Origin of the sequence: Catenulispora rubra (genome assembly GCF_015356825.1) — a bacterium.
Classification (GTDB): Bacteria; Actinomycetota; Actinomycetes; order Streptomycetales; family Catenulisporaceae; genus Catenulispora; species Catenulispora rubra.
Genome location: NZ_JAACYW010000060.1, coordinates 21641 through 48554 on the forward strand (window position 1 = coordinate 21641; position 26914 = coordinate 48554).

28 protein-coding genes are annotated in these 26914 nt (G+C 71.5%); 14 read left to right on the forward strand and 14 right to left on the reverse strand.

The annotated features are described in order from the left end of the window. Positions 1–83: 83 nt before the first annotated feature. Together GWK61_RS18925 and cofC are read right to left on the reverse strand one after the other, a co-directional pair. A complete protein-coding gene (locus GWK61_RS18925) occupies positions 84–302 on the reverse strand; it encodes a hypothetical protein (RefSeq protein ID WP_194909805.1) in 219 nt (72 codons plus the stop codon). A 7-nt stretch (positions 303–309) separates the two neighbouring features. Further along, positions 310–1056, reverse strand: a complete 747-nt coding sequence (gene cofC / locus GWK61_RS18930) for a 2-phospho-L-lactate guanylyltransferase (RefSeq protein WP_194909807.1) — start codon at positions 1054–1056, stop codon at positions 310–312. 74 nt (positions 1057–1130) lie between these two features. Between cofC and GWK61_RS18935 the strand changes: the two genes are divergently transcribed. Both GWK61_RS18935 and GWK61_RS18940 read left to right on the forward strand, forming a co-directional pair. Then, positions 1131–1970: a lysophospholipid acyltransferase family protein gene (locus GWK61_RS18935; protein ID WP_194909810.1), complete on the forward strand. Its 840-nt coding sequence runs from the start codon at positions 1131–1133 to the stop codon at positions 1968–1970. Beyond that, on the forward strand, positions 1967–2974 hold the full coding sequence (locus tag GWK61_RS18940) for an NAD(P)H-dependent glycerol-3-phosphate dehydrogenase (RefSeq protein WP_194909812.1): 1008 nt from the start codon (positions 1967–1969) through the stop codon (positions 2972–2974). Before GWK61_RS18935 ends, GWK61_RS18940 begins: the two co-directional genes overlap by 4 nt. Positions 2975–3037: 63 nt before the next feature. On the opposite strand, the gene GWK61_RS18945 is transcribed toward GWK61_RS18940, so the two are convergent. Then, positions 3038–4348, reverse strand: a complete 1311-nt coding sequence (locus tag GWK61_RS18945) for an MFS transporter (protein ID WP_228562539.1) — start codon at positions 4346–4348, stop codon at positions 3038–3040. A gap of 38 nt (positions 4349–4386) precedes the next feature. Here GWK61_RS18945 and GWK61_RS18950 point away from each other — a divergent pair, with 38 nt between their 5' ends. Beyond that, positions 4387–5559, forward strand: coding sequence for a D-alanine--D-alanine ligase family protein (locus GWK61_RS18950; RefSeq protein ID WP_194909814.1), 1173 nt, complete (start codon positions 4387–4389; stop codon positions 5557–5559). Positions 5560–5584: 25 nt separating this feature from the next. Here the strand turns inward: GWK61_RS18950 and GWK61_RS18955 are convergent, their stop codons facing one another. Then, positions 5585–6211: a DUF3515 family protein gene (locus tag GWK61_RS18955; RefSeq protein WP_323747636.1), complete on the reverse strand. Its 627-nt coding sequence runs from the start codon at positions 6209–6211 to the stop codon at positions 5585–5587. Position 6212: 1 nt separating this feature from the next. Further along, a complete protein-coding gene (locus GWK61_RS18960) occupies positions 6213–6452 on the reverse strand; it encodes an Lrp/AsnC family transcriptional regulator (protein ID WP_015796587.1) in 240 nt (79 codons plus the stop codon). Between the two features lie 131 nt (positions 6453–6583). On the opposite strand from GWK61_RS18960, the gene GWK61_RS18965 reads away from it, so the two are divergent. Continuing rightward, positions 6584–7585 (forward strand): thiamine-phosphate kinase, encoded by a 1002-nt coding sequence (locus GWK61_RS18965; RefSeq protein WP_323747637.1) that lies wholly within the window; start codon positions 6584–6586, stop codon positions 7583–7585. Positions 7586–7662: 77 nt separating this feature from the next. Here the strand turns inward: GWK61_RS18965 and GWK61_RS18970 are convergent, their stop codons facing one another. Beyond that, on the reverse strand, positions 7663–9036 hold the full coding sequence (locus tag GWK61_RS18970; protein WP_194909818.1) for an MFS transporter: 1374 nt from the start codon (positions 9034–9036) through the stop codon (positions 7663–7665). 107 nt (positions 9037–9143) lie between these two features. Between GWK61_RS18970 and GWK61_RS18975 the strand changes: the two genes are divergently transcribed. Then, positions 9144–9431: a Dabb family protein gene (locus GWK61_RS18975; protein ID WP_194909821.1), complete on the forward strand. Its 288-nt coding sequence runs from the start codon at positions 9144–9146 to the stop codon at positions 9429–9431. Between the two features lie 23 nt (positions 9432–9454). On the opposite strand, the gene GWK61_RS18980 is transcribed toward GWK61_RS18975, so the two are convergent. Then, positions 9455–9742 carry a YciI family protein gene (locus GWK61_RS18980; RefSeq protein WP_228562542.1) on the reverse strand — a complete coding sequence of 96 codons (288 nt, stop codon included), beginning with the start codon at positions 9740–9742 and terminating at the stop codon, positions 9455–9457. A 142-nt stretch (positions 9743–9884) separates the two neighbouring features. Here GWK61_RS18980 and GWK61_RS18985 point away from each other — a divergent pair, with 142 nt between their 5' ends. From GWK61_RS18985 to thiD, 3 genes are all read left to right on the forward strand, one after another. Continuing rightward, the gene (locus tag GWK61_RS18985) at positions 9885–10787 is read left to right on the forward strand and encodes a LysR family transcriptional regulator (RefSeq protein ID WP_194909822.1); all 903 of its coding nucleotides are present in this window, start codon (positions 9885–9887) and stop codon (positions 10785–10787) included. 100 nt (positions 10788–10887) lie between these two features. Further along, entirely contained in the window at positions 10888–11415 is a 528-nt protein-coding gene (locus tag GWK61_RS18990) for a GNAT family N-acetyltransferase (RefSeq protein WP_194909823.1), read from the forward strand. 44 nt (positions 11416–11459) lie between these two features. Beyond that, complete coding sequence (thiD, locus tag GWK61_RS18995) at positions 11460–12281, forward strand: bifunctional hydroxymethylpyrimidine kinase/phosphomethylpyrimidine kinase (protein ID WP_228562543.1); 822 nt, start codon at positions 11460–11462, stop codon at positions 12279–12281. A 592-nt stretch (positions 12282–12873) separates the two neighbouring features. On the opposite strand, the gene egtD is transcribed toward thiD, so the two are convergent. From egtD to rpmB, 5 genes are all read right to left on the reverse strand, one after another. After that, positions 12874–13845: an L-histidine N(alpha)-methyltransferase gene (egtD, locus tag GWK61_RS19000; RefSeq protein ID WP_194909827.1), complete on the reverse strand. Its 972-nt coding sequence runs from the start codon at positions 13843–13845 to the stop codon at positions 12874–12876. Continuing rightward, positions 13842–14588 (reverse strand): ergothioneine biosynthesis protein EgtC, encoded by a 747-nt coding sequence (gene egtC, locus GWK61_RS19005; RefSeq protein ID WP_194909829.1) that lies wholly within the window; start codon positions 14586–14588, stop codon positions 13842–13844. Before egtC ends, egtD begins: the two co-directional genes overlap by 4 nt. Further along, positions 14588–15928 (reverse strand): ergothioneine biosynthesis protein EgtB, encoded by a 1341-nt coding sequence (gene egtB / locus GWK61_RS19010; protein WP_194909831.1) that lies wholly within the window; start codon positions 15926–15928, stop codon positions 14588–14590. The genes egtC and egtB overlap by 1 nt, the downstream gene beginning before the upstream one ends. Then, the gene (locus GWK61_RS19015) at positions 15925–17016 is read right to left on the reverse strand and encodes a glutamate-cysteine ligase family protein (RefSeq protein ID WP_194909833.1); all 1092 of its coding nucleotides are present in this window, start codon (positions 17014–17016) and stop codon (positions 15925–15927) included. The genes egtB and GWK61_RS19015 overlap by 4 nt, the downstream gene beginning before the upstream one ends. Positions 17017–17196: 180 nt before the next feature. Next, the gene (gene rpmB / locus GWK61_RS19020) at positions 17197–17382 is read right to left on the reverse strand and encodes a 50S ribosomal protein L28 (RefSeq protein ID WP_194909835.1); all 186 of its coding nucleotides are present in this window, start codon (positions 17380–17382) and stop codon (positions 17197–17199) included. 259 nt (positions 17383–17641) lie between these two features. Here rpmB and GWK61_RS19025 point away from each other — a divergent pair, with 259 nt between their 5' ends. Both GWK61_RS19025 and recG read left to right on the forward strand, forming a co-directional pair. Then, complete coding sequence (locus GWK61_RS19025) at positions 17642–19462, forward strand: DAK2 domain-containing protein (protein ID WP_194909837.1); 1821 nt, start codon at positions 17642–17644, stop codon at positions 19460–19462. 19 nt (positions 19463–19481) lie between these two features. Continuing rightward, entirely contained in the window at positions 19482–21722 is a 2241-nt protein-coding gene (gene recG / locus GWK61_RS19030; RefSeq protein WP_194909839.1) for an ATP-dependent DNA helicase RecG, read from the forward strand. Between the two features lie 5 nt (positions 21723–21727). Here the strand turns inward: recG and GWK61_RS19035 are convergent, their stop codons facing one another. Beyond that, on the reverse strand, positions 21728–21880 hold the full coding sequence (locus GWK61_RS19035; protein ID WP_194909841.1) for a hypothetical protein: 153 nt from the start codon (positions 21878–21880) through the stop codon (positions 21728–21730). A 2-nt stretch (positions 21881–21882) separates the two neighbouring features. Here GWK61_RS19035 and rsmD point away from each other — a divergent pair, with 2 nt between their 5' ends. The 3 genes from rsmD to GWK61_RS19050 all read left to right on the forward strand — a co-directional run bounded on the left by rsmD (position 21883) and on the right by GWK61_RS19050 (position 24377). After that, entirely contained in the window at positions 21883–22491 is a 609-nt protein-coding gene (gene rsmD, locus GWK61_RS19040; protein WP_194909853.1) for a 16S rRNA (guanine(966)-N(2))-methyltransferase RsmD, read from the forward strand. A 17-nt stretch (positions 22492–22508) separates the two neighbouring features. Beyond that, positions 22509–23006: a pantetheine-phosphate adenylyltransferase gene (gene coaD / locus GWK61_RS19045; RefSeq protein WP_194909878.1), complete on the forward strand. Its 498-nt coding sequence runs from the start codon at positions 22509–22511 to the stop codon at positions 23004–23006. Positions 23007–23102: 96 nt separating this feature from the next. Further along, a complete protein-coding gene (locus GWK61_RS19050) occupies positions 23103–24377 on the forward strand; it encodes an ATP synthase subunit B family protein (RefSeq protein ID WP_194909855.1) in 1275 nt (424 codons plus the stop codon). Positions 24378–24506: 129 nt separating this feature from the next. Here GWK61_RS19050 and GWK61_RS19055 read toward each other — a convergent pair whose 3' ends face one another. After that, positions 24507–26522, reverse strand: coding sequence for a DUF8189 domain-containing protein (locus tag GWK61_RS19055; protein ID WP_194909867.1), 2016 nt, complete (start codon positions 26520–26522; stop codon positions 24507–24509). A 195-nt stretch (positions 26523–26717) separates the two neighbouring features. Between GWK61_RS19055 and GWK61_RS19060 the strand changes: the two genes are divergently transcribed. Next, on the forward strand, positions 26718–26914 hold a 197-nt coding region (locus tag GWK61_RS19060), incomplete at its 3' end, for a hypothetical protein (protein ID WP_194909869.1).

Sequence of the window (26914 nt, forward strand, 5' to 3'; positions counted from 1 at the left end):
CGCTCGATATGTGCAGGCGATGGTGTGCTTCGGCTGGCCCGGCTTGGTTGGTCGCGGCTCGCTCTACGGCAGCTGCGCGCGCCCTACTCCGGCAGCGGCAGCGTCACCAGCGTCACCGCCGTGACCCGGCCGTCCTCCACGCTCATCTTCACGCGCTGGCCGACGCGCAGCAGGCGCAGGCCGCCGGCGTCGAAGGCGGCGGTGTCGAAGGCGACCTCCGTGCCGTCGTCGAGCAGGAGGGTGCCGGTGCGGGTCGTGGGGTCGAAAACCCTTGCGGTGCCTTGGGCCTCTTTGCGCGTCACGCACTGTTTATACACCCGAGGCGACCCGGTCCCGTGCGCTCCAGATCTCGGTGGTGTGCGGTCCTACTCCCAGGCGGAGGGCGTCGGCGAGGTCCGACGCGGTGTCGACGTCGCGTCGCAGTGAGCTGATGCCGGTGGGCGGCAGTGGCGGGAGTTCTATGGCGCCGCTGGCGGTGTGGGCTGCGCGGGAGGGGCCGCCGAAGCTGGGGTTCAGGTCTGCGGTGGGGGGTGCGAAGAGCATCGTGGTGCCGATGTCGTGGGCGTCGGCGATGAAATGGCGGGTGGGGCCGGAGTTGTGTGCGGCCGAAGAGATGTGCGCAAGTGCAATATCCAACTCGGCGGCGCGTAATGCCGGGAGATCGGCTGTGCAGGCGGCGATACCCATTTCGGTTCCGAATTCGCGGCGGGCGGCTGTGGCACCGAACAAGAATGCGGCATTCAATCCCGCGTCGGGCTTGTCGGGGACGATCGTCGCGCCGAGCGCGCCGAGGACTTCGGCGGCCCGGGGGTCGTCTGTCACCACCACCGCGTGCGCTATCCGGGACGCCGACAGGGCCGCACTCACCGCGTCCGCGGCGAAGGCCAGGGCCAGCCTTTCGCGCAGCGCCGGGGGCATATCCGGGCCGGCCAGGCGGGTCTTGGCCAGCCCCAGTCGTTTCACCGGCACCACCAGGCACCAGCCGGTGGCGTCCGTGGCGTCCGCGGCGCGCGGGGTGTTGCTCGCGCCGTGCTCGGAGAGGTCTGACCGGGGCATGACTTGATCCTGTCACGCCGGGACGACGACCGGCGTACTTGTTCGGACGCCCCGCACTCGGGAACACTTGGGGGATGCCCTCCAGCACCCCCTACCGGCCGCCGAGGAAACAGGGCGCGGCCTTCCGGTTCATCGTTGTGGTGTTAGTGCCACTGCTGCGCGTGCTGATGAAGCGGGACTGGCGCGGCGGGGAGAACATCCCGGAGACCGGCGGCGTGGTGATCGCGGCCAATCACATCTCGCACGTGGACGCGTTCGCGTTCGGCCACTACGTCTACGGCAACGGCCGCGTCCCGCGGTTCCTGGCCAAGTCCGGGGTGTTCAAGAACAAGTTCGTCGGCGGGGTGCTGCGCGCGGCGAAGCAGATCCCGGTCTACCGGGACAGCGCGGACGCGGCCAACGCGCTGCGCGACGCGATCGCCGCGGTGAACGACGGCCAGGCGGTCGCGCTGTATCCGGAGGGCACCATCACGCGCGACCCCGGGATATGGCCGATGGCGGCGAAGAGCGGCGCGGCGCGGATCGCGCTCGCGACGGGCTGTCCGGTCGTCCCGGTGGCACAGTGGGGACCGCAGGAGATCCTGGCGTACCACGAGCGGCGGCCGCACCTGCTGCCCCGCAAGAGGATGATCATGCTGGCCGGGCCCCCGGTGGACCTCGACGACCTGCGCGGCCTCCCGCAGACCGCGGAGACGCTGCGCGAGGCGACCGACCGCATCATGGACGCCATCACCGAGCTGCTGGCGAAGGTGCGCGGCGAGGCCCCGCCGGCGGTGCGCTACATGCCGGTCAACGGGGTCGAGAACGGCGAGAACGGCTACGACGGCTACAACGGCTACAACAGCGAGAACGTGCTCGACACCGAGCGCGAGAACGAGAACGGCGACAGCGGAAAGCAGGTCGAGAGCGCATGAGGCGTTGTGCCGTCTTCGGCACCGGCATGTGGGGCACGGCGATGAGCATCGTCCTGGCCGACGCCGGCAACGAGGTCGTGATGGTCGGACGCCGCGAGGCGCAGATCGCCGCGATCAACGCCGACCACGAGAACGCCGAGTACTTCCCCGGCGTCCGCCTCCCCGACGCGGTCCGCGCCACCACCGGCGCCGCCGAGGCGTTGGCCGGCGCGGAGTTCGCGTACCTGAGCGTCCCGGCCCAGACGCTGCGCGCGAACCTCACCGCGTGGAGGGACCTCATCGGCCCGGACACCGTCCTGGTGTCGCTGATGAAGGGCCTGGAAGTCGGCACCGCCAAGCGCATGACCGAGGTGATCCGCGAGCTGACCGGCTTCGGCCGTGAGCGCGTCGCAGTCCTGTCCGGCCCCAACCTCTCCCCGGAGATCGCCCGCCGCCAGCCCGCCGCCTCGGTGGTGGCCAGCCGCGACGAGGACGTGGCGCTGCGCCTGCAGGCCGCCACGAACGGCCCCTACTTCCGCACCTACACCGCCAGCGACGTGACCGGCGTGGAACTCGGCGGCGTGGTGAAGAACGTCATCGGCCTGGCGGTCGGCATCGCCGACGGCATGGGCTTCGGCGACAACACCAAGGCGACCATCATCACCCGCGGACTGGCCGAGACCGCACGGCTCGGAGCGGCGCTGGGCGCCGACCCCTACACGTTCTCGGGGCTGGCCGGCCTCGGCGACCTGGTGGCCACCTGTGCCTCGCCGCTGTCCCGCAACCGCAGCTTCGGCGTGCACCTCGGGCGCGGGCTGACGCTGGAGCAGGCCCAGGCGGAGGTGAAGCAGACCGCCGAGGGCGTGAAGTCGTGCGAGGCGGTGCTGGAGCTGGCGGACCGGCACGGCGTGGAGATGCCGATCGCCGAGACGGTGGTGGCCATCGTGCACGACGGCCGGGCGCCGGCGGAGATGCTCAAGGAACTGATGACGCGGCCCGTGAAGCCGGAGCGCCACGGGCACTAGGCGCTCGGCACTGGATGCTGAGCGTAGGCCTAGGCCTAGGCGTTGCGCGCTGGGTACTGGGCGCTACGCGGGTTCCGGCGCGGCGCCGCCCACCGCGACGTCCGCGGGCCGGGTCCGCTCCGCCCACCGCGTGACCACCGGCCCCGCCAACCCCGCCGCCGCGAATCCCACCGCGAGCACGATCCACCCCGGCCCACCGAGCCCCAGCACCAACGCCGTCAGCAGCGCCGGCCCCACGGCGCCGGCGGCGTCGAGCCCCAGCAGCGTGAGTCCCTGGTACTGCCCCTGCGCATGGGCCGGCGCCAGACCAAAGCTCAACGAGAACCCGGCGGCGGTCACCCACACCCCGGCCGCGCATAACACCGCCGCCCCGGCGAACAGCACCAGCGTCTCGGACCACCGCGGCCCCGAACCGCTGCCGGCCAGCACCGCGCACCCCACCGCGATCGCGACGCCCGCGACGCGCAACGCCTTCCCGCCCTGCTCGGTCGTCTCGATGCGCCGCCCGACCGGCTGCATCAGCGCCGTCCCCAGCACGAAGTTCAGCCCGAACACCGCGGCGGCGGCCCAGTGCGGGATGTGCGTCCGCGACGCTATCCACAGCGGGATCAGCAGCGTCACGACCACCGCCTGCAGGTTGATCAGACCATTGAGAACGGCGAACGCCGCGTACGGCCGGTCCGCCAGCGCCGCGAACCGCCGCGCGCCCTCGGGTCGCGGCAGCGGTGTGAAGTTCGGGACACGCAACAGCAACAGTGCGCAGACCACATAGGACACCGCGTTCACCAGAATCACCGTGACGTAGGCCCCGCGCGTCCCGATCTGGATCGCCACCGCCGCGAGCAGCGTCCCGGCGACCACCGCCACGCTCACGAACGTCCGCAGCTTCGCCCGGAACAGCGCCGGCCGCTCGCCCCCGACGCGGCCTATCATCGCCCCGCGCGCCGCGTTGTTCGCCGCGTCGGCGACGTAGTCGAAGGCCGCCACCACGGTGAACGCCCACCATGAATGCACGACCACGAACAGCGCCATCGTGACCGTCTGCACCGCGAGTGTCACCAGCTGGACGGTGCGCGGCCCGACCCGGTCGGCGAGCGTCCCGGCGGGCACCGAGCCCAGCAGCGCGGCCAGACCGGCCAGGCTCAGGCCGGTGCCGACCCGGCGCGCCGGGATGCCCACGATCACCGTGAAATACAGCGCCGAGGTGGCCAGGAACATGCCGGTGCCGACCCGGTTCACGAAGCTCGACATCACCAGCGCGCGCTGCGGTCCGGTGTCCGGGAGCGCCCGCGCCAACCAGCCGGGGATGCGCCGCGGGGCTTCCTGACGAGACGAATCGTCGTAACCCGCCGGATTCCCACCCCGCTCGATCATGCACCGGACCCTACTCCGACTTCGGTAGGGTCAGTCTCATGAGCGATCAGAAGCGGATCCGGGTGGCAGTCGTGTTCGGCGGACGCTCCAGCGAGCACGCCATCTCCTGCGTCACCGCCGGTTCCATACTGGACGCCCTGCGCGACGGGCCGGACCCGCTGCGCTACGAGATCCTGCCGATCGGCATCGCCGCGGACGGCCGCTGGGTGCTGGCCGACCTGCCGGACGGCGGCGGCCTGAAGCTGGCCATCACCGACGGCCGGCTGCCGGAGATCGGGCAGCCCGCCTCGGCCGAGCGCGCGAACCTGGTCACCATGGCCGGGGACCCGACCGCGCGCGAGCTGACCGTGCACGAGCCCGGCGCGGTGCCGAAGTCGCTCGGCGAGGTGGACGTGGTGCTGCCGCTGCTGCACGGCCCCTACGGCGAGGACGGCACGCTGCAGGGCCTGCTGGAGCTCGCCGGCATCCCCTACGTCGGCTCCGGCGTGCTGGCCTCCGCGGTCTCCATGGACAAGGAGTTCATGAAGCGGCTGCTGACCCAGGCCGGGTTCGAGGTCGGTCCGTACGAGGTCGTGCGGCCCCGGGACTGGGCCACCGAGGAGGGCCGGTCCGCGGTGCGGCTGGCCGTGGAAGAGCTCGGATACCCGGTGTTCGTCAAGCCGGCCCGCGGCGGCTCTTCGATGGGCATCACCAAGGTCGACCGCCCCGAGGACCTCGGCCAGGCGATCGACACCGCCCGGCGGCACGACCCCAAGGTGCTGGTGGAGGCCGCGATCGCGGGCCGCGAGATCGAGTGCGGGGTGCTGGAGGCGATCGATCCGCTGGCCCCGGCCGAGGCCTCGATGCCGGCCGAGCTGCGGGTCACCGGGGAGCACGCGTTCTACGACTTCGAGGCCAAGTACCTCGACGGCAGCACCCAGGTGGACATCCCGGCGCGGTTGAGCGACGAGGAGATCGCGGACATCCGGGAGCAGACCGTCGGCGTCTTCGAGACGCTGGGCTGCGAGGGGCTGGCCCGCGTCGACTTCTTCTACCAGGAGTCGGCCGACGGCGGTCCGGGCCGGTTCATCGTCAACGAGATCAACACCATGCCGGGGTTCACCCCGACGTCGATGTTCCCGCAGATGTGGCAGGCGGCCGGGATGTCGTACCCGGAGCTGATCTCGCGGCTGATCGACACGGCGCTGCGGCGGCCGGCCGGGCTGCGCTGAGGCGGTTCGGTCTGAGCTCGCCGGACTACTGGATCTGGTCGCTGACGAACTGCCCGGCCTTGGTCGGCACGGTCTTCACGATCAGCGGGGCCAGGTCCACCAGCGCGTTCGACGCGTCCTGCTTCTGGGCGGCGCCGTCGTAGGGGACTGTGACCTCGATGTACACGGCGCGGTCGGTGGTGGTGTAGGTGACGCTGTCCGTGCCGTTGTCCTGGATCAGCCAGTTGACCTGCGAGGTGTCGTCCCCCATGCTCGCGTACTGGTTGGACAGCGGGGTGTAGTCCGGGCCGCCGACCACGACCGCGGCCGGTTCGGCGACGCCGCAGCGCAGCACGGTGGTCGGTGAGCCCCAGACCGCGGCGCGCTGCCCGACGTGGCCGTCGGTGCCGACCGCGCCGCGCCGGTGCTTGCCCTCCAGGTCCGACGGCAGGGCCTTGACGAGGTTCGCGCAGGCGGTGAGGACGGCCGGGTCGGAGGTCTCCGGCAGTCCGACGCCGACGGCGCCGGTCTGGCCGACGTGGTAGCCCCACACCGCCCCCACGCACGCCAAAACCGCGGCTGTCGCTACAGCCGCGGCCGGTATCCACCTGTTCCCCGAGTATGGATTCTTGGGATCTCCCGCAGTCACCGACACGGAAGATTGGTCTACCACATCACTCGAAGTGCACGATGGGGCAGGTCAGTGTACGCGTGATGCCCTCGATGACCTGGATCTTGGCGATCACCAGCCGGCCGAGCTCGTCCATGGTCGCGGCCTCGGCGCGAACGATGACGTCGTAGGGCCCGGTCACGTCTTCGGCGGTGGTGATGCCGCTCTCGAGTTCGGCGATCGCCTGCGCCACGGCGCCCGCCTTCCCCACCTCGGTCTGGACCAGGATGTACGCTTGAACCACGTGTCCTCCTACTGTCGGAAACGCCACCTTAGCCTGCGGTTCCCCCATTCCGGGAGTCCATGCCCGTTGGGCGGACCGCCACGGTTCACCCGAACGAGTAGTGTCGGGCTGCGCCGGGTTACGGTACCGGCGTGGAGACCATCGACGACGTCGGCGAGTTCGGGCTCATCGCCCGCGTCCAGGCGCGCCTGCCCCTGACCAGCCCCGAGACCCTGGTGCCGTCCGGCGACGACGCGGCGGTGCTGGCCGCACCCGACGGGCGCCTGGCGATCAGCACCGACGTGCTGCTGGAGGGCCGCCACTTCCGTCGTGACTGGTCCGGCCCGCGTGACGTCGGACACAAGGCCGCGGCCCAGAACTTCAGCGACATCGCCGCGATGGGCGGCGTCCCGACCTCGCTGCTGCTGGCCATGGTGCTGCCCGGCGACCTGCCGGTGGCCTGGGTCGAGGAGTTCGCCGAGGGCGTGGCCGCCGAATGCGCCCCGCTCGGCGCGATCGTGGCCGGCGGCGACATGGTGCGCGGCGACCTGATCACCATCTCGGTGACGGTGCTCGGCACGCTGGAGGGCCGGGCCCCGGTGCTGCGCTCGGGCGCGCGGCCGGGCGACACGGTGGCCGTGGCCGGACGGCTCGGGTGGTCGGCGGCGGGGCTGGAATTGCTGCTGTCCGGGCAGGATCCGCACGGTGACGTGGGTGATGGCGCGGCGCAAGCGGCGGGTGGCGGGACCGGAGCGGGGTCCGGGACCGAGGCGCTTCCGCAGCCTGCTGACTATCTTGCTGCGCACCGCCGCCCGAGCCCTCCGTACGCGGCCGGTCCGCAAGCCGCGCGGGCCGGTGCCACGGCGATGCTGGATGTGAGCGACGGTCTGCTGGCCGACCTGAAACACCTGGCTGTGGCCAGCGGGGTCGCGGTCGACGTCGACAGCACTCTGCTGGTCACCACCCCCGGCCCGCGCCTGGACCAGATCCTGACGGGCGGCGAGGACCACGCGCTGGTCGCGACCTTCGCCGCCGAGGTTCCTGAGGGCTGGCGCCCCATCGGCACCGTGTACGAAGGCGCCGCGGCCGTGACCGTGGACGGTAAGCCCTGGGAGGGTCCCGGCGGCTTCAGCCACTTCGGCCATTCGGCGTAACGCGGACGGCGCCGATCCCCCCGTGGGACCGGCGCCGCCCGCCGGGCAAAACCGCACCTCGGCATCCGACATGCGGATCAGGCACCGCGCCGCGTCAGCCCGGTCAGCACCAGCGTGACCAGCGCCCCGACGGCCATCGCGATCCCGGCGGCGTGCATCCCGGACAGCGTGCCGAGGATCGCCACCCCCAGCGCGCTGCCGGTCTGCCGGGCCGCGTTCAGGGCGCCCTGGCCGGTCGCGGCGAGCGCCCGCGGCGTGGCCACGGCCATGTCGGCGGTGATCGAGGGGATGGTCATCGTGGTGGCGATGGCCATCAGGACCTGCGCGACGGTCACCACGGCCAGCGAGGTGTGCGGGCCGACGGTGAACAGGACCGCGCCGACCGCGACGTTCACCGCCATCGCCACCATCACCATCGGGCGCGCGCCGAACCGGTGCGCCAGCCGGCTGGTCGCGAACGGCAGGATGCATATCGGCACCATCATCGGCAGGAACGCGATGCCGGTCATGGCCGCGCTCAGGTGCCGCGTCTCCTCCAGCCACAGCGTGACCGAGTACAGCAGTCCGTAGAAGATGTAGTTCGCGGCGACCGCGGTCACCAGGTTGTTGCGGACGCGGCCCAGGCGCAGCAGCTCCGGCGGCAGCACCGGCGTCTCGGCCCGGCGCTCGACGAGGGCCACCGCGACGGCCGCCAAAACCGCGACCGCCAGCGCGATCAGCGCGGACGGCGTGCCCCAGCCCTCGGTGCCGGCGTCGACCAGGCCGTAGGTCAGGGCGCTGAGCGCGACGGTGAACAGGGCCAGGCCGGGGATGTCGAACTTCTTGCGCTGCTCGGAACGGTTCGAGGACAGGCCGCGCACCAGGAACCAGGAGACCAGCGCCAGCGGCGGGTTCACGACGAACACCAGGCGCCAGCCGCCGGCCGCGACCAGCGCGCCGCCGAGTACCGGCCCGACGGCCAGCCCGATCCCGGACAGCGCGGCCCACGCGCCGACCGCCTTCATCCGCTCCTTGGCGTCGGGGTAGAGGCCGGCGAGCAGCGCCAGCGAGGCCGGGACCATGCCGGCCGCCGCGGCTCCGAGCAGCGCACGGCCGGCGATCAGGCCGCCGACGTTCGGCGCCGCCGCGGACAGCAGCGATATCACGCCGAACAGCGCGACCGCGCTCTGGTACACGCGGCGGGCGCCGAACCGGTCGGCGATCGCGCCGGAGGCCAGCATCAGCCCGGCGAACACGACGGTGTAAGCGTCCACGGTCCACGGCAGCGCCGAGGCCGAGGCGTGCAGGTTCGTCTTGAGGTCGGGGAGGGCGACGTTCAGGATGGTCGCGTCGAGCAGGACCATGAAGTTGCCGGCCACGATGCCGGCGAACGCGGCCTTGGTCCGGCCGCTGGGAGCAGCAGGGGGAACAGGGACGGTGGTCTTTGATGCGGCTTCGTCGGTCAGTGCCATGCTTCGAGGATCGGGCCGATCCCGCTGCCACCGACAGACCCTCTTTCCGATCGGACCATCGGGGACTCCGATGGCGAGATCAGCGGAGTCTGCGCGAGGATCGGAGCGTGATCAGAAGCATATTGCTCATCAAATTCACGCCCGAAGCCACCGACGAACAGATCGAGGCCTTCGGCAAGGCTCTCGGCGACCTGCCGTTCGAGCGGCGCCGGCACTTCGAGTTCCACCGCGACGCCCGGCTGACGGACGACGCGATGGACGCCGCGGTGATCGCCGACTTCGACGACGAGGAGGCCTACCGGGCCTGGGTCGCGGACCCCGGCCACCACGAGGTGCGGTCGCGGTTCCTCGACCCGATCCGCGCTCAGCGGGAACGGATCCTGTTCCGTATCTGACTGGTCGCCGGACGGTTGGCTCCTCAGCCCTCCAGCCAACTCCCCAACACCGGGTTGAACTCGTTGATCCGCACCCGGCTGACCAGGTCGGCCTCGGCGAACGGGTCGTGCTCCAGCAGAGTCTTCAGCGCCGCCTCGTCCTCGACCTCGAAGATCAGCAGCGCGCCGGTGTTGTTGGCCCACGGCCCGGACACCAGCAGTTCCCCGCGGCCCTGGGCCTCCGCCAGGAAAGCGCGGTGTGCCGGGCGGACCTCGTCCCGCTTGGCGGTGTCCGCGGTGTAGACGTATTCGACGGCGAAGCGAGCCACCATGTCTCCTTGGGAATGGAAGTTTCAGTCCAGCGACGGCGTTCTGTTCAAAGGCTCCGGGGGATCCGGCGCGCGGCCCCGGGCTTCGCACGCACCGTACCCTGCGGACCGCCCCTATCGGAGAAGCCGATGGCAGGATGGTGGCATGGACACCCGACAGTTGCGCGCGTTCCTCGCGGTCGTGGACGCCGGTGGCATCTCCGCGGCCGCCGAGCAGCTCGGCTATGCGCAGAGCAGCGTCAGCGACCAGTTGCGGACCCTGGAGCGGGACCTCGGCACGCCGGTCCTGAACCGGACGAGCATCGGCACGGTCCCGACCGAGGCCGGCCAGCGCCTGCTGCCGTACGCGCGCCGGATGCTCGACCTGGACGGAGAGATGCGCCGCACCGTCTCCGGGAAGCGTCCGCTGCTGCGCATCGGGGCGTTGCAGTCGCTGGCCGACGAGTGGCTGCCCGAGATGCTGACGGCCTTCGACCACGGAGCCGCCGGGCCCGAGACCGCAGACGTCACGGTCACCGTCACCAGCCGCACCCGGCTGATGGAGGAGCTGCAGGAAGCCCGCCTGGACGCGGTGTTCACGCTGGACAGCGGCCCGGCCTACGACGGCCCGACCGCGGTGGTCGGCACCGACCGCGTGGTGCTGGTGACGGCCCCCTCGCATCCGCTGGCGAGCGTGCGCCCGCTGACGCTGGACGACGTCCGCGCCACCGAGTTCATGGTCACCGAGATCGGCTGCATCTACCGGCAGCTCTTCGACGAGAGCGGACGCGACCTCGGCCCGTCGTTGAAGATCGCGATGATCACCGGCTCGCTGAACGCGCTGCGGCGGCTGACGGTGTACGGCCGCGGCGCGGCGCTACTCCCGAGGTTCTCGGTCGCGGCGGAGCTGGAGTCCGGCGACCTGGTGATGCTGGATCTGAAGCAGGGCTTGGCGCCGCTGACCATCGAGGCACGGTGGCGGGACGGGATCGGGCCGGCGGCGGCGCCGTTGAAGGCTTTGGTGGAGCTGACGCAGAAGTTCAGCCCGGCGGCTTGGGCGATGGCGTAGGCACGGGCACCGCGGTAGCGACTCTGTGGCCAGCTGCGGCGCGCACTCTGGCCACAGCATCCATTGGCTCGGGGGTCCGGTGCCCGGCAGGCTGAGGATCATGAACAATGCCGTGGAGATCCGCGATGGTGTCGCGGCCGATGAGAATGTGGTCGACGCCGCGCAGGCCATCCTCGCCGACCTGGTCGCCGGCGGCGCCGCGCTCGGGTGGGTGGACCCGCCTTCGAAGCCTGAGATCGCCACGCTCCTGGCGAAGGTGAGTGCCGCCTCGCGCGTCGGCGATGGCGCGCTGCGGCTGGCGTACTCCGGCGACCGCTTGCTGGGCCTCGGCTACTGGCTGCGCTACGAGCGGCCCACGCACCGTCCGAACGCTGATCTGGAAAAGCTCGCCATCGCCTCCGACGCGCAGGGCATGGGAGTCGGCCGCTTGCTCACCGCCGCGTTGGTGGACAGCGCGCGCGAGGCCGGCATCGAGGTCCTGACCCTCGACGCCCGCGGTGACAACGCGAACGCGCTGCACCTGTACCGCACCCTCGGCTTCCGCGAGTACGGCCGCCTCCCGGGTTTCGTCGCGGTCGGCGAGCGGCGCTACGACAAGGTCTTCTACATGCTCGACTTCCGCGCCTGACCGCGCCCGGCGACCCCGCCTCTGCGGCTCGTATGCTGATCACCATGTCCGCAGCTCCCGTTTCCAGCGCCCCGCCCCGCGTCCTCACCATCGCCGGCAGCGACTCCGGGGGCGGCGCGGGCATCCAGGCCGACCTGAAGACGATGCTGGCGCACGGCGTGCACGGCATGTCCGTCCTCACCGCGGTCACGGCGCAGAACTCGGTCGGCGTCCAAGACTTCTGGGCCCTGCCCATCGAGGCGGTGGAGCGCCAGTTCCGGTCCGTCGTGGACGACATCGGCGTGGACGCGGTGAAGACCGGGATGCTGGCCTCGCCGGAGCTGACCTCGACGGTCGCCCGGCTGATCGGCACGCTGGACCCGGCGGTGCCGGTGGTCGTCGACCCGGTGAGCGTGTCCAAGCACGGCGACCCGCTCCTGGCCCCGGAGGCGCTCGACGCCCTGCGCGGCGAACTGCTGCCGCGCGCCACGGTCGTCACCCCGAACCTCGACGAGGTCCGGCTGATCACCGGCCTGGACGTGGTGGCCGAGGCCGGGATGGTGGCCGCCGCGCGGGCCCTGGCCGACCTCGGCCCGCGCTGGGTGCTGGTCAAGGGCGGCCACCTGAGCGACCACCCGGAATCGGTGGACCTCCTGGTCGGCCCGGACGGCGCGGAGCACTGGCTGCGCGCCCCGCGCCACGACAACCGCCACACCCACGGCACCGGCTGCACGCTCGCCAGCGCCATCGCCTCGCGCCTGGCCCTCGGCGACGACGTCCCGACCGCGGTCCGCGCCGCGAAGGAGTACGTCACCGGCGGCATCGCGGCCGGCTTCCCCCTCGGCGCCGGCATCGGGCCGGTGGACCACGGCTGGCGCTGGCGGTAGGGCCCAACCGCGCGCCCTTCAGTCCCTGATCGACAAGGCCGATATCCCCAAGAGGCCGTCGGATCGCGGCGGCCTCCCCGGAGATGGAGGACCACCTTGCGAAAGGCGATAAAGTGCGCGATCGCGGCATTGGCGGCCGCGTCAGCGACAGCACGCTAAGCCGCTCAGCTACCTGGACGGCAGAGTGTGCCTGTTCGACGCGCCGAAGGCACCGGTGCACTTAGGACACATCGGCTGGGCGTACCGCTGGCCCCAGGACCACGGCTGGCGCAGGCACGGTTCATTCCAGCAGATGGTGAACGACTTTTTGAGACAGCTACGACGCCGAGCTACTTCAGATACCGCTGCAAGGACCACAACCTCATGGTGAACAACTGCCTCACCAAGTTCATCCAGATCACCAAGGCGTGTGACGAGTCCGGCGGTCTCAACGGTCTGCCCGACGGGCAGTGGAACGCCCCCAACTACTACTAGGAGACCCTGGACAGGGTCGGCTGGGATCGGCTGGTCCACCTGCGTTGAGATGTCCGGGGAACGGGATCCGCATCCCGTTCCCCGGAGACCATCAGACCTCAGACCGCTTTAGAGCGCCTCAGACCGCCTCAGCCAGCGAAAGCCCGAACCGCCCGGCCTCATCGGTCCACCACCGCCGCACCGCGAACCCGGCCGCGCCGAGTTCGCGCGCCACGCCCTCGCGCCGGAACTTCGCCGAGATCTCCGTCCGGAGCTCCTCGCCGCGCTCGAACGACACCCCCAGATCCAGCTCCTTGAGCCGGACTGAAAGGTCCCGTCGGGCGCGCAGCCGCATCTCGATCCACTCCGCGTTCGCGTCCCAGAGTGCCACGTGGTCGAAGTCGTCGGGATCGAAGTCGGCGTCCAGTTCGCGGTCCACGACGGACAGCACGTTCTTGTTGAACTCCGCCGTCACTCCGGCCGCGTCGTCGTATGCCGCGACCAGCGTCTCAGGGTCCTTCACCAGGTCGGTGCCGAGCAGTAACCACTCACCCGGCCGAAGTCCGGCGCGCACCCGTGAGAGGAATACCGATCGTTCCTCCGGCAGCAGGTTGCCGATCGTCCCGCCGAGGAAGACCACCAGCCGCGGGCCCGCCGACTCCGGGATCGCCAGCCGCTCCTCGAAGTCGGTGACGACCGCGTGGATGGTCAGCTCCGGGTAGCGCTGCTGCAATTGCTCGCCGGAGGCCAGCAACGCGGCCTCGCTGACGTCGATCGGGTCGTACCGGCGCAGCGTGCCGATGTCGCGCAGGGCGTCCAACAGCAGCGTCGTCTTGGTCGACGAGCCCGAACCGAGCTCCGCCAGCGTCTCGGCGCGCGTCACGTCGGCGATCTCGGCCGCGCGGGCCGCCAGGATCTCCCGCTCGGCGCGCGTCGGGTAGTACTCCGGCAGCCGGGTGATCTCCTCGAACAGCTCGCTGCCGCGCGCGTCGTAGAACCACTTGGGCGGCAGCCATTTCGGCTCGTCCGTCAGGCCTTTGAGAACGTCGTCCCGCAGCGCCGCCGCGAAGAAGTCCTCCGGCAGGTGCCGCTCGATCTCTATACCGCTCATCGTCCCACTGACCTTTCCTGAGATCCCTTCCAGCCTTCTGCGCTCCACGTGTGGACGCCCTCGCCGACGTCGGCCCAACCGGGCGAGTCGTCGTCCGGCTCCGAGGCGACGACCGTGAAGCCGTCGCCGGTCCGGGCGCTGAGGGTGTCGCCGAAGACCGAGGCGACGATCGTGGTGTCGTTCATCACCAAAAGGTTCAGCCGGGCCTCCGCGACCGCGGTGACGTCGGCGACCACCGAGGCGACCGCCTCGTTCATCGCGGCGCCCTCGCGCACCCGGGCCTGGATCAGGGCCCAGACGAACGCCGAGTCCGTCCGCGATTCCAGGGCCAGCAGATCGGCGGCTGGCACGGTCTCGGCGAGCTTCGCCACCGAACCCGGGTAGCCGCCGATCGATCCGTTGTGGCTGAACAGCCAACCCCGGCCCTGGTACGGCGCGGCGGCCTCGGTGCCGGTGGCCGAGCCGGTCGTGGCGTCGCGGACGGCCGCCAGCACCGCACCGCTGCGCGTCACCCGGGCGATGTCAGGGAACGAGGGATCGGCCCAGATCGGGCCGCCCTGCCGGTACCGCGCCGGAACCGGGTCCCCGTCGGCGAACCAGCCGACGCCGAATCCGTCGGCGTTCACCACGCCGTGCGTCTGCCGAGCCGACTCCCAGCTCTGCCGGTACAGGGAGTGCGGCGGGTCGATCAATAACTCCCGCAAGGACTTCCGCGGCCCCAGATAGGCCAGGTGTCGGCACATCAGAGCGCCCCGTCCCGCGCGGTCCGGAAGCCGGAGAAGATCTGCCGCCGGATCGGGTAGTCCCAGTTCCGGAAGGTGCCCCGGCACGCCACCTGGTCGACGGCGAACGATCCGCCGCGCAGCACCTTGTAGTCCGGGCCGAAGAAGACCTCCGAGTACTCCCGGTACGGCCACGCCACGAAGCCGGGGTAGGGCAGGAAGTCCGACGACACCCACTCCCAGACGTCGCCGATCAGCTGCCGTGCCCCGCACGGCGCCTCGCCGTCCGGGTAGGAGCCGGCGGCCGAGGGCTGGAGGTGCGACTGGCCGAGATTCGCGTGCTGGGGCAAGGGATCCTCATCGCCCCACGGGTAGCGCCGCGACCGGCCGCTGATCGGGTCGTACCGCGCGGCCTTCTCCCATTCGGCCTCGGTCGGCAGGCGCCGGCCCTTCCAAGCCGCGTAGGCCTCAGCCTCGTAGTAGGTGACGTGGACGACCGGCTCCTGGGCCGGCACCGGCTCGACGACGCCGAAACGTCGGCGCAGCCACTGCTCACCCTCGCGCGTCCAATACAGCGGGGCGACCAGGTTCGCCTTCTGCCGGTGCGCCCAGCCGGCCTCCGACCACCAGCGGGGGTCGTCGTAGCCGCCGTCGGCGATGAACTCCGTGTACGCGCCGTTGGTGACCGGCGTGGTGTCGAGCCAGAACCCTGCGACGTCGACTTCGTGCGCCGGCCGCTCGTTGTCCAGGGCCCAGGCCTCGGTCGAGGTGCCCATGGTGAACGGCCCGGCCGGGACGAAGACCTCCGCCGGCAGCGCGTGCGCGTCGGCCGGCGGTGCGGGGGGCGCGGGGCGGTGAAGGACCGGTTCGCCGGTCCGCAGTTGGTGGGTGATCAGCATGGTCTCGTCGTGCTGCTGCTCGTGCTGCGCGACCATGCCGAAGGCGAATCCGCCCCGGCTCAGCTCCGCGTCTCCCCATCGGGGTTGCTCAAGCATGTCCATCACCCGGCCGCGGACCTCGTGGACGTAGCGGCGCGCTTCGTCCGGAGGCAGCAGCGGGAGAGTGGGGCGCTCGGCGCGCGGATGCTCGAAGGCGTCGTACAGCGGGTCGATCTCGGGGTGCATCGGCTCGCGGCCGCCGAGGTTGCGCAGCAGCCACAGCTCCTCCTGGTTGCCGATGTGCGCCAGGTCCCAGACCAGGGGCGACATCAACGGGGAGTGCTGGCGGATCAGGTCCGGCTCGTCGACCGGTCCGGTCAGGCCCTGGGTGCGCTCGCGGGCGCGCTCCAGGCTGCGGGCTATGCGCTCGGTGAGGTCGGCTGCGCCGACTTCTGAGCTGGTGTGGTCTATGGGCACTGTCATGGGAGGTCCTCCTCGGCGTAGCGCGCGACTTCGGCTGTGAGCTCGGCGGGCACGTCCATCCGCTCCAGGGCGGACAGGGCGGCGTCGAAGCAGGCCGCGGCGGCTTTCCGGATCGGGGTCAGTTCGAGGGCGGCCTGGGCGTCGTCCGTCGCCCGGGCGTCGTGGAACAGGGCTGTGAGCAGTGCCGTCGGCACGCGCCACAGATCGCCGGGCAGCGCGTCGAGCACCCGGAACTCCAGGTGCCCGCGCGGCCGGACCGGCGGGAAGAGGGTGGTCAGGTGGTAGGCGAGGTCGTCCAGGGTGGGGGCGCGGTCCTCGCCGGGTTCCAGCGCACCGGTCTTGATCCACTCCCGGAAGGTGAGCCCCTGCGGTGCGGTCCAGGGCGCGCCGTCCGGGCGCTGGACGCACATCAGCTTGGCGTCCAGCGCGTACTGCGCGTACGCCAGACGCAGGTCGGGGGATTCCAGGGGTGGGGCGGCGGTGCGCCCGGGGTCGATCGCGGCCCACACCGCCGGCCGGTCGGTCCGGCAGAAGACGGCGGTCAGGACCGGGGTGAGCTGGTGCGCCAGCCGCCAGCGGCGGCGGAAACCCTCCGGACCGTCGTGCTCGGTGCCGGCGTCCAGGTTGACCTGGATCGAGGCGGTCGAGCACATCATGACGCGGCCGGAGCCGTTGTCGCGGTCGAAGAAGTGCTCCATCGCGACGTAGCGGGGATGGTCGATGACGCGACTCGGGGGGTGGCCGTGCTCGCGGCCCGTGCCGACGAGCTCTAAGCCTGCCTCCGCAGCCGATCGCCGTAAAAGGGTCAGGTCACGGTCCGTGGCGGCGATCAGATCGCGGACCGTGTCGGCGGGGGAGGAACTGAGTTCCCACTGGCCGCCGGGTTCCATCGTGAGAGAACCGGACAACGGCTGGTCCGCCGCGTCCGCGAAGGCACGCATGAGGCGTTCGCGCTCCGGCAGGTGCTCCGGGCGGCGCGCGTCCCGGGGGAACCATTCCAGTTCCACGCCGACACGGCTGGGCGGCCCGGTCTTGAAACAGATGCCCGAGATGTACTCCAGGGCACCTTCCACCGTGAGATGGGTCATGCACTCCATCGTGACATGCGGTACCGACACAGTCGTGGGCCGAGAGCCTTACCGTTTTCTGAACACGAAAAACCGCAGGTCTGCCCCGGTGGGGCTGACCTGCGGTTTCTCAAGTCGTCACGGCGTGCGGTCTTTACTACCGCTTTGTGCTTTTGGTGAGCACGGCGCCGACGCACACGCTCAGCGCGCGACCTTGCCCGCCTTGATGCAGGAGGTGCAGGCGTTGACGCGCTTCGGGGTCCCGTTCACGACCGCGCGGACGGTCTGGATGTTCGGGTTCCAGCGCCGCTTGGTCCGGCGGTGCGAGTGCGAGATGTTGTGGCCGAAGCCCGGCCCCTTGCCGCACACGTCGCAGTTGGCAGCCACTTCGATTCACCTCTACCGAGTCGTTGACGCTGCCGGTTGCTTGTCTTTTGCGGCTGCGTGCTTGCTTGAGCCCCGCCGTCATCGGCGGGCAGGTACTGATGGCCGGGGGGCACTGCCCGTCCTGGCAACCTGGTCAGAGTACCCGACGCGCGGGGCGTGACGCCAATCCGGTGCCTGTGCGGTGCATATACACCGCACATACGGCGTCCAGGCGGTGCGTGCGCCGGTTGCCACAGGCCGCAGCGGTACCCTGGCGGCCATGCCCCCCAGCGTCCCCGGATCCGCCGCGAGCGCCGCCGTGCCGCCTTCGCGCGCGGACGCGTCCTTCGGCGCGACACCCGACGCGGCACCCGACGCTTCCCCCGTCGACGCCGGGGCGCTGCGCCGCTGGGCCGGGGCGGCGCTGGCGGTGCTGGGCCGGCACCGCGAGGAGATCGACGCGCTGAACGTCTTCCCCATCGCCGACTCCGACACCGGCACCAACATGTACCTCACGTTCGAGGCCGCGTGCCGCGCCCTGGACGACCGCCTGGCCGCTTCGGGCCCCGCGCCCTCGGTCCCGGAGGCGCTGCAGGCCCTGGCCCACGGCGCCCTGCTCGGCGCCCGCGGCAACTCCGGGGTCATCCTCAGCCAGCTGCTGCGCGGCGCCGCAGGGGCCCGCTACACCGGTTCGGCGGTCGACGGCGCGGCGCTGGCCGCCGGGCTCGCGGCCGGGGCCGAGTCGGCGTACGAGGCGGTGGCGCGGCCCGCGCCCGGGACCATCCTGTCGGTGGCCGCGGCCGCGGCCCAGGCCGCTTCGGCGGCGGTGGTGGCGATCGGGGAGCTGACCGCCGCCCCCACGCAGCTCACCGCGAACGACTCCCTGGCCTACGTCGCGCAGGCCACGGCGGCCGGCGCCCGCGAGGCGCTGGCCCGCACCACCGACCAGCTCGAGGTCCTGCGCCAGGCCGGCGTGGTCGACGCCGGCGGGCTCGGCCTGGTCGTGCTCCTGGACACCCTCGCGGCCTACACCGGCGGCCTCGACCCGCGCGGCGCCTACCGGCAGCGGCGGCTGGCCGCCGCCCCGGCCGTCGAGCGGCCCCCGGCCCCGGCCCGGACGGATCCCGAGTTCGAGGTCATCTACCTGGTGGAGGCCACCGACTCCGCGATCGCCGAGCTGCGGCGCGAGCTCGACGAGTTCTGCGAGCGCGGCGGCGGCGACAGCCTGGTGGTGGTCGGCGGCGACGGGCTGTGGCGGGTCCACGTGCACGTCGACGACGCCGGGGTCGCGCTGGAGGCCGGGATCGCCGCCGGGCGTCCGCGCGACATCCAGATCACCCACCTGGCCTCGCAGGCCGCGCCGCACGCCGAGCCGCTGCCGGCCTCGGCCGCCTCGGGTGCCCCGGGCGCCTCGGCCGCGCCGATCCTGCGCCCGACCCGGGCCGTGGTCGCCGTGGCCTACGGCGACGGCATCGCCGGGCTGCTGGAGTCGGCCGGGGCGCACGTCCTGCGCGCCGAGCCCGGCCGGCCGCCGAGCGCCGCCGACTTCGAGCGGGCCGTGGCCGCCACCCGCGCCTCGGAGGTGGTGCTGCTGTCCAACGACGCGGAGACCACCGCGGTCGCCGCGGCGGTGGCCGAGCGGCTGTCCGCCGGGCAGCCGTCGATGCGGGTCGCGGCGGTGCCGGCGAAGGTGACCGTGCAGGGGATAGCGGCGCTGGCGGTGCACGAGCCGTCCCGGCGCTTCGACGCCGACGTGGTGGCCATGACCGCCGCGGCCGGCGCGACCCGGTACGGGGCCATCGAGGTGGCCGCCACCGAGGCCTGGACCATGGCCGGGGTGTGCCGGCCCGGGCAGGTGCTCGGGCACGTCGAGAACGACGTCGCGCTGATCGAGGACGACCAGGCGGCCGCGGCCGAGGCGGTGCTGGAGCGGATGTTGTCGGCGGGCGGTGAGATGGTGACCTTGGTGGTCGGCGACGGCACCGAACCCGGCATGCCCGAGGCCGTCACCGACCGGGTGCGCGCCCGGCATCCGGTCGTGGACGTGGTGGTGTACGAGGGCGGGCAGACCGGCTACCCGCTCCTGATCGGCGTCGAGTGAGCCGGGAGGTGTCCGGACCATGGGCATCCGCTTGGACGATCCCCTGCACAAGGCCGTGGGCGACCGCACCGCCAAGGTGCTGCGCACCAAACTCAACCTGGAGACGATCGGCGATCTGCTGCGCCACTATCCGCGCAGGTACGTCAAGCGCGGCCAGCTGACCGAGCTCTCCGAGCTGGAGCCGGGCTCCGAGGCCACGATCGTCGCGCAGGTCACCAAGGTCAGCCGGCGCTCGATGGCGGCCCGGCGCGGCCAGATGCTGACCGTCGAGGTGCGGGACGCCGCCGACGTGCCGGTGGAGATCACGTTCTTCAACCCGCGCGCCGCCAACGCGCTCAAGCCCGGCATGCTCGGCATGTTCGCCGGCAAGGTCGGCGAGTACCACGGCAAGATCCAGCTCACGAACCCCGAGTTCGAGAAGCTGGACGCGGATACCGAGGACACCGACGTGGACAGCTGGGCCGGCGAGCTGCTGCCCATCTACCCCACCACCAGCGGCCTGGCGCCGCGGATGATCGCGCGCTGCGTCGCGATGGTCCTGGACCAGCTCGACGCCGATCTGGCGGACGACCCGCTGCCCCGCCCGGTCCGGGCCCGGCAGGGCCTGCTCCCGCTGACCGAGGCGTTCCGCAGGATCCACCGGCCCGACGACTGGCCGGAGATCGCGGTCGCCCGCAAGCGCCTGAAGTGGGACGAGGCGCTGCCGATGCAGGTCGTGCTGGCCCAGCGGCGCGAGGCCCTCAAGGCGCTGCCGGCGGTGCCGCGCCGCCGCGTCCCCGGCGGCCTGCTCGACGCGTTCGACGCCGCCCTGCCGTTCACCCTGACGGCGGGCCAGAAGCAGGTCGGCGTGGAGATCGAGCAGGACCTGGCCTCCTCGCACCCGATGCACCGGCTGCTGCAGGGCGACGTGGGCTCGGGCAAGACGATGGTCGCGCTGCGCGCCATGCTCGCGGTGGTGGACGCCGGCGGGCAGGCGGTGATGCTGGCGCCGACCGAGGTGCTGGCGCAGCAGCACCACCGGTCGATCGTGCAGATGCTGGGCGCCTCGGCGGATGTGCCGATGGACCTGTTCTCCGAGGCTGCCGACCCTGCTGCGACCCCCTTCGACCCGTCCCGCAAGCAGGTGAAGGTCGCGCTACTCACCGGATCGCAGAACGCGAAGGACCGCCGCAGCAACCTGCTGGACGCGGCCTCCGGCGCGGCCGGCATCGTGATCGGCACCCACGCGGTGATCCAGGACCACGTCCAGTTCGCCGATCTCGGCCTGGTGGTTATCGACGAGCAGCACCGCTTCGGCGTCGAGCAGCGCGACGCGCTGCGCGCCAAGGGCGAGGACCCGCCGCACGTCCTGGTCATGACCGCGACCCCGATCCCGCGCACCGTGGCGATGACGGTCTTCGGCGACCTGGAGACCTCGATCCTGTCCGAGCTGCCGGCCGGGCGCTCGCCGATCGCCACCCACGTGGTGGCCGCGCACGAGCACCCCTCGCACTTCGCGCGGGTGTGGGGGCGGATCCGCGAGGAGGTCGGCGCGGGGCATCAGGCCTATGTGGTGTGCCCGCGCATCGGCGAGGCCGGCGAGGGCAGTGTTGATCAAGAAGCGAGCGACGACGGCTCCGAGCTCGTCTCCGAACCCGGCCAGCAGCGGCCGCCGCTGGCCGTGGTGGACGTCGCGGCGAAGCTGGCCGAGGGCCCGCTGAAGGGCCTGCGCGTCGGCATGCTGCACGGCCGCATGGCGCCGGACGACAAGGACGCGGTGATGCGCGCGTACGCCGCGCACGAGCTGGACGTGCTGGTCGCGACCACGGTCATCGAGGTCGGCGTGAACGTCCCGAACTCGACGGTGATCGTGGTGATGGACGCCGACCGCTTCGGCGTCTCCCAGCTGCACCAGCTCCGCGGCCGCGTCGGCCGGGGCAAGTGGGCGGGCCTGTGCCTGCTGGTCACCGAGTCGCCGGACGGGGCGCCGGCCCGCGAACGCCTGGCGGCCGTGGCCTCCACCCTCGACGGCTTCGAGCTGTCGAAGATAGACCTCGCGATCCGGAAGGAAGGCGACGTCCTGGGCGCCACGCAGTCCGGCTACCGCAGCTCACTGCGCCTGCTGAGTGTGATCGACGACGAGGACGTGATCCGCGCCGCACGCGATGAGGCCACCCCGCTGGTCGAGGCGGACCCGACGCTGGCGGCCTACCCGGCGCTCGCCCGGACAATTGCCGTCTTGCTGGACCCGGAGCAGGCGGAATACTTGGGCAAGACATGATCAGCTCAGTTCTCGCCGGCCGCAGTTCGGCTCGCGCCGCCGCGCTCGAAGGCGCGTGCCGCCCGGGCCGTGCCGCCGTGCCCGCAGATGCCAGTGCCGTCCATGCCGATGTCGATGTCCATCGCGGTAAGGCCGTAGCGGACCTCGGGGTGCGCCACTCATGACCCGCATCATCGCCGGCACCGCCCGAGGCCGCCGCCTGGCCGTCCCGCCGGGCGACGGCACCCGGCCGACCGGTGACCGGGCCCGGGAAAGCCTGTTCTCCGCCCTCGAATCCGAGTTCGGCGGCTTGTCCGGATTGTCAGTGCTCGACCTCTTCGCCGGTTCCGGCGCGCTGGGTCTGGAGGCCCTTTCGCGCGGCGCCGACAGGGTTCTGATGGTCGAGGCAGACCGGCGGGTCACCCGGTTGATCGCGCAGAACGTGGCCACCGTCGACCTGCCCGGGGCGCGGGTCGTCGCCGACCGGGCCGAGCGGGCCGTGGCCGGTGACGTGCCGAAGGAGGCGCCGTTCGACCTGGTGCTGCTCGATCCTCCGTACGCGGTGCCCGACGCCGAGGTCGTGACCATCCTCACAGCGCTCGGCGCGGGCGGCTGGCTCGCTCCGGACGCCGTCGTCGTCCTGGAACGATCAGCGCGCGACGAGGTTTTCCGCTGGCCGGCGGGCTATGAGGCCACGCGGACCAAGAGCTACGGGGAGGCCCGCATGAACTTCGCTGTCTGGTACGTTCGCGGCGCGTCAACGACCGGTCCCCTCAATCCGCCGGAGTAACCATGGACGAGCCCGTCATCCGTCGAGTGGTCTGTCCCGGGTCCTTCGACCCGATCACCAACGGTCATCTGGACATCATCGGACGCGCCTCGGGGCTGTTCGACGAGGTGATCGTCGCGGTGGGGGTGAACGCCGGCAAGGCCGGATCGCTGTTCACCGTCGAGGAGCGGATCGATCTGGTGGAGCAGGTCAGCGCCGAGTATGGGAACGTGCGGGCCGAGCCCTTCGAGGGACTGCTCGTCGACTTCTGCGCGACGCACCGGATCCGGGCCATCATGAAGGGCCTGCGCGCGGTGAGCGACTACGAGTACGAACTCCAGATGTCGCACATGAACCACCGGCTGTCCGGCATCGAGACCCTGTTCGTGGCCTCGAATCCGCTGTACAGCTACCTGTCCTCGTCACTGCTCAAGGAGGTCGCCTCCTTGGGCGGGGACGTCTCGGGCCTGGTCCCCGACCTGGTGCTTTCGGCCCTTACCGACCGACTGGCTGAACGGAAGAAGAAGTCCGCGTAGCCTTTGCCGCTAGGGGCTCGCGCAAGGACCCCCGCGAAGACCGACCGTCGCCAAGAAGGGGCGGCCCCTCGGGGCCGCTAGAGGAGCGAGTGAGAAGTGACCACAAGCGACCGCCTGGAGCAGATGGTCGGAGATCTCGTGCAGATCGTGGAGACCGCGAAGGCGGTCCCCATGTCCGCCTCCTGCGTGATCAACCGCGCCGAGGTCCTGGAGATCCTGCACGAGCTCGCCGCCGGGGTGTCCGAGGAACTCGCCGAGTCGCGGCGCCTCGTGGCCGAGCGCGACGAGGTGATAGCCCAGGCTCGGCGGGACGCCTCCGAGCACATCGAGGCCGCCCGGCGTGAGCGCGGCAGCATGCTCTCCGGCACCGAGATGGGCCGGGAGGCCGAGCGCATCCGCGGCGCCGCCCTGGAGGAGGCGCGCCGGATCCGCGAGGACGCCGACAACTACGTCGACGACAAGCTCGCCAACTTCGAGGTGGTGCTGACCAAGACGCTCTCGGCCGTGGGCCGGGGCCGGGCCAAGATGGTCGGCCGGGACCCGATGTCCGAGCTCGGCGAGCACATGGCCGAGCAGGACGCCGTCGAGGCGGCGACCCGGCCGGAGTACGACTTCGACGACCGCGACGAGGTCCCCACCGGCTACCAGCGCGACGCCGGCGCCCGCATCGAGTACAACACCGGCGAGTACCCCAAGTACACCGACGAGGGGTACGAGGCCCAGCAGGACGGCTACCAGCAGGAGCCTGTCTACCAGCCGCAGGAGCCCGCCTACCAGGAGCCCGCGTACCAGGAGCAGCCGTCCTATCAGGAGCAGCCCTCGTACCAGGAGCAGCCCGCCTACCAGGAGCAGCCCGCCTACCAGGAGGCCGCCTACCCGGCCGACGCCGGCTACGGCCAGCAGCCCGCCTACGCGCAGGCCGGCGAATACGGCCAGAACGAGTACGGCCACAGCGAGTACGGCCTGCCGGAGCCGGAGCTCTCGCACGAGTTCGCCGCGGCCGACATGAGCGGCGTCTTCCAGCGCCCGGACTTCTCCCAGGACTACGCGCCGCAGGAGTACCAGCACCAGCAGCAGCAGCAGCCGGCGCAGGTCGCGGTGGGCTACGGCTACGACCAGGAGAACGGCTACGCCGCGAACTACAACGACCCGGCCTCGGTCCCGTACCCGGTGCAGCCCTACGGCGCCCAGTACGAGCAGCAGCCGGAGTACCACACCGGCGAGTACCAGGCGTACCCGCAGCACGAGCAGCAGCAACAGCAGTACGCCCAGCAGCCCTCGCACCAGCAGCACCCCGAGGCGTCCGGGTTCTTCGACACCGGGATGATCGACGTCCGCCAGTTCCGGGACGACCCGTACCAGCAGCACTGAGCAGTACGGAGCGGCACTGAGCAGCACCGAGCTGCATCGGGCAGCGCTGAGCGGCACTTGATACGGCGAACGGCCCGCACCCCGACGAAGGGGAGCGGGCCGTTCGCCGCAGTGGCATCAGGCCACGTATCAGGCCCCTGCCAACTGCCACCCGCCGAACGGGCTGTCCGTCCCCACCGCCGTCTGCCGGTTGACGTGCAGGGCTCCGTCCAGCTCCAACGTCAGCACCACCAGCGCTCCGTCGGAGTCGACCGTCAACGCCGGCGCCCCGACGATCACGTTCCCCAGATCCGGCCAGGACCCGGCGAACCCGGCGTTCGGCGCGGTCTGCGACACGATGCTGACCCCGCCCCCGGAGTTCCGGATCGCGATGGTGATCCGGCCGTCGCCGGCGGTCGTGGCGCCGACGCTCTCCAGCATCGGCGGACTGCCGCCGATGAGCCCCGGCGACGTGGTCCAGGCGCCGTTGAGCTGTGTCCACTGCGTCGCGACCGTCGGATTGTCCGGGTCGGCGTAGAAGATCTCCGGCCGTCCGTCGCCGTTGACCGCGAACGAGACCTGCGTCTTGCCGATCGCCGCCGGGGTCAGCGGCGCGCTGTCCATCGCCCACCGCCGCTGGGCGTTCTGCTTCCAGTGCAGGATGCCCTGGCCGGACGGCGCGAACAGCTCGCCGGCGCCGCTGCCGCCGAAGCCCACCGCCAGGTCGTCCCGCACCTGGAAGCCCCTGAGATCGGCCCAGGCGCTGGGCCAGCTGCTCCCGGCGTTCAGGGTCTTGGCACTGACCCCGGTGCCGAGGTTGCGCACGAACACGGTCACGTTCCCGTTCTGCTCGGTGAACGCGGCCGGATCGCCGACCAGTGTCGGGTTCGACGTGTTGGGGGTGCCCAGCGACTTCCAGCCGCCCCAGACGCCCGGCGCGGTCTCCACGTCCGTCATGACCGCGTAGTCCGAGAGCCTTGTGGTGAACACCCGCACCATGCCTGAGGGGTCCACGGTGACCGACAGCCTCGGGGTCAGCCCCGGACTGCCCGGGATCGGTGTGGGGCCCGTCCAGGCCCCGCCGGGGCTCGTCTCGACCCATTGCTGGATCTGGCTGTCCAGGATCGCGAAGGCGTTGAGCTTGCCGGTCCCGTCGGTCGCGGTCCACACCGAGCCGTTCGGCCAGCGCGAGTACTGGCGGGTGTAGAACGGCGAGTAGAAGGAGTTGTTCGGATCCGGCGAGGTGTCGTACAGGCCGTGGTACACCCCGGGGATGTCGCCGCGGTCCGGACCGAGATAGCTGAGGAAGTCGCCGTTCTTCGCTGCGGCGTTGCCGGCGTCGAGGTCTGATTCCTCGTTGCTGATGTTGTAGTCCCGGTAGGGCCGCAGCAGCACGTGGCCGTTGCTGCCCGGGCCGTGGTAGGCCGCGACCGAGTCCAGCGTGAAGCCGCCGGCGCCGAGGTGGTCGGTGTTCCCCGGGTCGCTGTCGAACCGGTGCGGGTCCATGCCGTAGACGACGGTCGCGTTGTAGTGCGCGTACAAGGCCGTCAGCGAAGCGGTCAGCTGGGACTTCGTGTACGTCTGGTTCGCGTACTGCTGCTCGCAGTCCGAGCCGCCGTCCGCGGCCAGGGTGCCCATGGTGGCCTCGTGCCAGCCGGTGATCTGGCCGGAGTTGTAGATCTGCTCCAGGATCCCCTGGTGGTTCACGCCGCTGACGTAGTTGGCGTCCCCGGCGTCGTGCATCTTGAAGAACACCAGCTTGACCTGCGGCGCCTGGTCGAGGGTGTCCTCCTCCACGACCCTGCCCGCGAAGGTGAGCGGGGTCCGGGTCCAGGTCGGGTTGCGCACGCCGGCGATCTCCGCGGCGGCCGCCCGGGCACCCTTGTCGCGGCTCTTGCCGTACAGGCAGGTGCTGGAGAACGGCTGGCCCGGCCCGACCTGCGTGGTGGCCGCGCCGGCGGTGAGGAACACCGTGACGAGCGGGAAGTCGTAGACCTTGCGCAGGTCCGGATTGAAGAACAGGAACGTGTCGTCCGCGTGCGCGACGACCTGGACGATGGTCGGCGAGGCGGCGAACGTGTCGGCGCGGGCCGGTGACGGCGGCACCCCGAGCAGGGCCGCCGCGAACGCCAGCACGGCGGCGCGGAATCTGAGGTGGCGGCGCATGGAAATGTCCAGTTCGATGAGGGGAAACCGACGACTTGGGGCCTGTTCGGCCTTATCCGTACACGTCTGACGCGGTTGAGTTCCGGCGCGACACGCGGAGCCGGATCCGGCACGTCACAATGCACTCATTCGGCGCAAAGGGACTTGGCGGCAGGCGGTCGGCGGTAGTCAAGTAAGCGCCGACAGTGCTCGTCCATGGCGGTCGACCGTGACCGGTCGACCGCGACCCAGGGAGCCATCGTGCGCGAGGACGTGAAGCCGGTCCTGACCCGGCGCCTGGCGACGGCCGCAGGCGCGGCTGTGCTGATCGGCGCCTGCCTGGGGAGCGCCCCGGCGTGGGCCCAGACCTCGCAGACCTTCACCCAGGACGGGATCTTCACGGTCCCCGACGG

What these genes read in the sequence shown, in the direction of transcription:
- cofC (WP_194909807.1), bottom strand. Translation starts at nt 1,056, where the DNA reads ATGCCCCGGTCAGACCTCTCCGAGCACGGCGCGAGCAACACCCCGCGC.
- GWK61_RS18935 (WP_194909810.1), top strand. Translation starts at nt 1,131, where the DNA reads ATGCCCTCCAGCACCCCCTACCGGCCGCCGAGGAAACAGGGCGCGGCC.
- GWK61_RS18940 (WP_194909812.1), top strand. Translation starts at nt 1,967, where the DNA reads ATGAGGCGTTGTGCCGTCTTCGGCACCGGCATGTGGGGCACGGCGATG.
- GWK61_RS18945 (WP_228562539.1), bottom strand. Translation starts at nt 4,348, where the DNA reads ATGATCGAGCGGGGTGGGAATCCGGCGGGTTACGACGATTCGTCTCGT.
- GWK61_RS18950 (WP_194909814.1), top strand. Translation starts at nt 4,387, where the DNA reads ATGAGCGATCAGAAGCGGATCCGGGTGGCAGTCGTGTTCGGCGGACGC.
- GWK61_RS18970 (WP_194909818.1), bottom strand. Translation starts at nt 9,036, where the DNA reads ATGGCACTGACCGACGAAGCCGCATCAAAGACCACCGTCCCTGTTCCC.
- GWK61_RS18980 (WP_228562542.1), bottom strand. Translation starts at nt 9,742, where the DNA reads ATGGTGGCTCGCTTCGCCGTCGAATACGTCTACACCGCGGACACCGCC.
- GWK61_RS18985 (WP_194909822.1), top strand. Translation starts at nt 9,885, where the DNA reads ATGGACACCCGACAGTTGCGCGCGTTCCTCGCGGTCGTGGACGCCGGT.
- GWK61_RS18990 (WP_194909823.1), top strand. Translation starts at nt 10,888, where the DNA reads ATGAACAATGCCGTGGAGATCCGCGATGGTGTCGCGGCCGATGAGAAT.
- thiD (WP_228562543.1), top strand. Translation starts at nt 11,460, where the DNA reads ATGTCCGCAGCTCCCGTTTCCAGCGCCCCGCCCCGCGTCCTCACCATC.
- egtD (WP_194909827.1), bottom strand. Translation starts at nt 13,845, where the DNA reads ATGAGCGGTATAGAGATCGAGCGGCACCTGCCGGAGGACTTCTTCGCG.
- egtC (WP_194909829.1), bottom strand. Translation starts at nt 14,588, where the DNA reads ATGTGCCGACACCTGGCCTATCTGGGGCCGCGGAAGTCCTTGCGGGAG.
- egtB (WP_194909831.1), bottom strand. Translation starts at nt 15,928, where the DNA reads ATGACAGTGCCCATAGACCACACCAGCTCAGAAGTCGGCGCAGCCGAC.
- GWK61_RS19015 (WP_194909833.1), bottom strand. Translation starts at nt 17,016, where the DNA reads ATGACCCATCTCACGGTGGAAGGTGCCCTGGAGTACATCTCGGGCATC.
- GWK61_RS19025 (WP_194909837.1), top strand. Translation starts at nt 17,642, where the DNA reads ATGCCCCCCAGCGTCCCCGGATCCGCCGCGAGCGCCGCCGTGCCGCCT.
- recG (WP_194909839.1), top strand. Translation starts at nt 19,482, where the DNA reads ATGGGCATCCGCTTGGACGATCCCCTGCACAAGGCCGTGGGCGACCGC.
- rsmD (WP_194909853.1), top strand. Translation starts at nt 21,883, where the DNA reads ATGACCCGCATCATCGCCGGCACCGCCCGAGGCCGCCGCCTGGCCGTC.
- GWK61_RS19055 (WP_194909867.1), bottom strand. Translation starts at nt 26,522, where the DNA reads ATGCGCCGCCACCTCAGATTCCGCGCCGCCGTGCTGGCGTTCGCGGCG.